General features: G+C 40.6%; 5 protein-coding genes. 4 read left to right on the top strand and 1 reads right to left on the bottom strand.

Features of this window, described 5'->3' with window-relative positions; all coding sequences use genetic code 11:
• Window positions 1-991 (top strand): calcium-binding protein (locus IQ242_RS17970; RefSeq protein WP_193960911.1); only part of this gene is annotated, 991 nt, incomplete at its 5' end.
• A gap of 6 nt (window positions 992-997) precedes the next feature.
• Here the strand turns inward: IQ242_RS17970 and IQ242_RS26795 are convergent.
• On the bottom strand, window positions 998-1132 hold the full coding sequence (locus IQ242_RS26795) for a hypothetical protein (protein WP_255520672.1): 135 nt from the start codon (window positions 1130-1132) through the stop codon (window positions 998-1000).
• 49 nt (window positions 1133-1181) lie between these two features.
• Between IQ242_RS26795 and IQ242_RS17965 the strand changes: the two genes are divergently transcribed.
• The 3 genes from IQ242_RS17965 to IQ242_RS17955 all read left to right on the top strand — a co-directional run.
• Window positions 1182-1733, top strand: a complete 552-nt coding sequence (locus IQ242_RS17965; RefSeq protein WP_255520671.1) for a PEP-CTERM sorting domain-containing protein — start codon at window positions 1182-1184, stop codon at window positions 1731-1733.
• Window positions 1734-1844: 111 nt separating this feature from the next.
• Complete coding sequence (locus tag IQ242_RS17960) at window positions 1845-2786, top strand: cytosolic protein (RefSeq protein ID WP_193960909.1); 942 nt, start codon at window positions 1845-1847, stop codon at window positions 2784-2786.
• A 607-nt stretch (window positions 2787-3393) separates the two neighbouring features.
• Window positions 3394-4253, top strand: an 860-nt coding sequence (locus IQ242_RS17955; protein WP_193960908.1) for a CARDB domain-containing protein, incomplete at its 3' end; no start/stop codon positions are given.

Here is a 4253-nt window from a genome sequence, read left to right as displayed (position 1 = left end):
CACAATTATCGGCAATAACGGCAATAATTACCTCCTAGGCGATGCAGGGAACGATACATTAGACGGCAAAGCAGGGGTAGATACCCTAGACGGAGGAGAAGGTAATGACACTTATACCATTGATAACGTCAATGATGTGATTATTGATAGTGCAGGAACAGATACGGTTATTGCCCCCTTTAGTTATACCCTAGCAGCGGGATTAGAAAATCTCACCTTAACTGGGAATGGTAACTTAAATGGCACGGGGAACAGTGCGAATAACACAATTATCGGCAATAACGGCAATAATTACCTCCTAGGCGATGCAGGGAACGATACATTAGACGGCAAAGCAGGGGTAGATACCCTAGACGGAGGAGAAGGTAATGACACTTATACCATTGATAACCTCAACGATGTGATTATTGATAGTGCAGGAACAGATACGGTTTCCGCCTCCATTACTTATACCTTGGCCGATAACCTTGAAAATCTCACCTTAACAGGTAGTACAGCGATTAATGGCACGGGGAACAATGGCAATAATGTGATAACGGGAAATTCAGGTGCCAATCTTCTCTCTGGGTTGGATGGTAATGATAGCCTTAATGGGGGCAATGGAAATGATACCCTACTCGGCGGAAATGGCGATGATACACTGGTGGGAGGGACAGGAAATGACAGCTTGACGGGAGGAAGTGGCCGTGATTTCTTCCGCTATAACTCCCGCACGGAAGGCATTGACACGATTGCCGACTTTAATGTGCTAGATGACACGATTTTGGTATCTCGGAGTGGATTTAGTGGCGGTTTAACGGTTGGTACTTTACTAAACACCCAGTTTACTACCGGAACATCAGCGACGACCTCCGCTCATCGTTTTATTTATAATGCCAGTAATGGTCAATTATGGTACGACATTGATGGTACAGGAACAACAGCAGCCAGCCAAATTGCGACACTTTCTCCAACTTTAGCTTTAACTGCCAGCAATTTTGGGGTTTTCTAAGCATCATTAAAGGGAGTAGGCAATCATCGGGATAACTGTTACAGGATTTCCAGCTTTTTTCAAATGCAGTTTTATATTTTCTTTAGACATGGGCTGTCCTAAAACCTGCTCAGAGCGGCCAAAAGTCAGAAAAACGAGCATTGAAACTTCAAGTTTTCAGGTTACACCGGTTAACGGAAGTTATCAAGCAGTGTTACAAACTTGTGTTTTTGTCGGTGCTTGTGATGACAGTCAATCCTTGAATAATGCCAATGATTTAGAATCATTTCTCGGCTTATCGGGTAATCAGTTAAGCAATCTATCGGTTGTTGAAGGCTCGGCTATTAAACAGACTATTACTGCTAATGCTGGCGATGTTTTCAGCTTTTCTTGGAATTTTCTTACTGATGAAGATGCGAATAATACAGATTACAACGATTTCGCCTTTTTTACCCTTAATAATACTTTATATTCTTTGGCAGATACTCAATCTATTTTTCCAGTCAATCCCTCTTTTTCCCATTTAAAGAAAGAAACAGGTTATCAAACCTACACGATACCAATATCGGTGACTGGAAATTATATTTTAGGGTTTGGGGTAGTTGATGTGGATAAGACAGGAGGAGGAAATGCTACTGGAAATTCAGCTTTATTAGTTGATAATATCAAGCTTACTAATGGGGTCAAAGTTCCCGAACCTGATAGTATTTTCGGACTATTATTAACTCTGGGATTAGCCAGCAAGTGCAAGCGCCAGAATTAATCAAGAAAACGGGTTTCTTTAAGAAACCCATTTTCTGCGTCAGTATATCACAAAAATTGCTTCGGTGGTTCAAGAGAACTGATAACTGATAACTGATAACTGATAACTGAAATGAATAACCCAAATACTGATTTTGATACTCCTTGGAAAGATGTCTTAGAAATCTACTTTAAAGACTTTGTTTCCTTCTTTTTTCCTCAAGCTCACGCGGGTATTGATTGGAATCAAGGCTTTGAATTTCTCGACAAAGAACTTCAACAAGTGGTGCGGGATGCTGAGTTAGGCAAACGTCTCGTCGATAAGTTGGTGAAAATTTATCGTCTTGCGGGAGAAGAGACCTGGGTTTTAATCCACATAGAAATTCAGGGTCAGCGAGAAATTGACTTTGCTGAACGGATGTTTGTCTATTACTACCGTATTTATGATCGTTACAGGCGTTCAGTAGCGAGTTTGGCAGTTTTAGGTGATGATAATGCTTCTTGGCGACCCAATCAATTTGAGCGTGAGTTATTTGATTGTCAAGTGAGTTTTCGCTTTCCGGTCGTCAAGTTGCTAGAATTTAAGCAGCAGTGGTCAGCTTTAGCAGCCAACCGCAATCCTTTTGCTACAGTCGTGATGGCGCATCTCCAAGCTTTAGAAACTCGGCAAAACCGAAAAAAGCGCAAAGAAGCGAAATTAGCATTAACTAAACGGTTGTACGAACAGGGTTATCAACGAGAGGATATTCTCAACCTCTTTAAGTTTATCGATTGGCTGATGAGCTTACCCACTGAATTAGAACAAGAGTTTCAACAGGAATTAAATCAGTACGAGGAGGAAAAACGAATGCCTTATATTACCAGTGTTGAAAGAATGGGAATGGAAAAAGGGATGAGAGAATCTGTCATTGATGCCCTTGAGATTCGCTTTGAGAATGTGCCTTCTGAACTGGTTAATAAGATTAGCCAAATTCAAGACACTTCTCTTCTAAAAAATCTCTTAAGACAAGCGATTACTCTTGACTCAATCTCAGATTTTCAAGGCTATTTAAATCAGTTAATCAAACCTGAATAATTCTGGTTTGTCGCCCAAGCAAACGGGTTTCCTCAAGAAACCCGTTTTCTGTGTTTAGTGACAGAGTAGCGGCTTATAATGTGTAATTAATTTTGCTTAGGCATTTATTAATCCCTACAGTTTCTCTCATCTAGTTAAGTAGGGAGGCACAATTATTTGTAGGATGGGTTAGCGGTAGCGTAACCCATGCGGGCGTTGGGTTTCATGCTTCAACCGTTCGGCTGAGCTCACGGCCGAAGCCCAACCTACGTTCATTTTATATTTAATTCCACCCACCCACTTACGAGCGGCTAAATGGGAGATACCAGCTTAGATTTTCCTCCTATTCACACAAGAGGATAACCATTGTTTTTAGACTATGAAAACCCTAGAAATTAAGCTATTAACACAACCTAAGAATATAAACATCGCATTACCTGTAGCAGCCCAGATAATCCCAACATTTATAACCCAGGATATAGAAGTAATAATTGGTTAAGTTTTTTAAGGTTCCTGTGAAGTTACTAAAAACTTCTTGACATAGCTAGGTAGCTTAGGCTATACTCCCAGAGAAATAGTCAATGATGAACGCCTCGGTATTAAACTTCTTTATGTTGGAGCTAAGGATATGAATAATCCTCTGTCGGTACCGGAAACGAAAACTGCAACCCCCAATCAGTGGACTACTTATACGGTCACTAATACCAACGATGATGGGGAAGGTTCCCTAAGATGGGCAATAACTGAGTCTAATAATAATCTGGGTACAGATACCATTGTATTTAATATTGGTGAGGGTGGATACTATACAAATACCATAACTCCCTTATCGGCTTTGCCAGAAATTACGTCCCCTGTCTTTTATGGGGATAGTGATGATATTTATCTTACCGATAAATTTATCTACAGTAGCAACGGCTTACCCTTAGAACCCAAGGAAACCTATACAGTAAGTAGTACCGTTACCTTACCTAGTTATGTAGCGGGAAGTGGCTATTTATTATTTAAGACAGATGCTGATAACTACCGAAACTACCAAGTAGAATCAAACGAAAACGATAACGTTTATGCTCACGCGCTTGATATAGCTCTACCCAATTTAATTATTACTGATGTCACCGCTCCCACTGCCGCTGGTGCTGGTCAGAGTATTACCTTATCTTGGACAGGGAAAAATGACAGTTCGGTTGCTGCCACAAATTCCTACTGGTACTCGTACTGGTATGACCAAGTAGTCTTCTCCACCAATAATATCTATGGGGATAGTGATGATATTTATCTTACCGATAAATTTATCCACAGTGGCAACGGCTTACCCTTAGAACCCAAGGAAACCTATACAGTAAGTAGTACCGTTACCTTACCTAGTTATGTAGCGGGAAGTGGCTATTTATTATTTAAGACAGATGCTGATAACTACCGAAACTACCAAGTAGAATCAAACGAAAACGATAACGTTTATGCTCACGCGCTTGATATAGCTCTACC

This window comes from Microcystis sp. LEGE 08355 (genome assembly GCF_015207185.1).
GTDB classification, from domain to species: domain Bacteria; phylum Cyanobacteriota; class Cyanobacteriia; order Cyanobacteriales; family Microcystaceae; genus Microcystis; species Microcystis panniformis.
This window is presented reverse-complemented; position numbering and strand designations above follow the sequence as displayed.

What these genes read in the sequence shown, in the direction of transcription:
- IQ242_RS26795 (WP_255520672.1), bottom strand. Translation starts at nt 1,132, where the DNA reads ATGCTCGTTTTTCTGACTTTTGGCCGCTCTGAGCAGGTTTTAGGACAG.
- IQ242_RS17960 (WP_193960909.1), top strand. Translation starts at nt 1,845, where the DNA reads ATGAATAACCCAAATACTGATTTTGATACTCCTTGGAAAGATGTCTTA.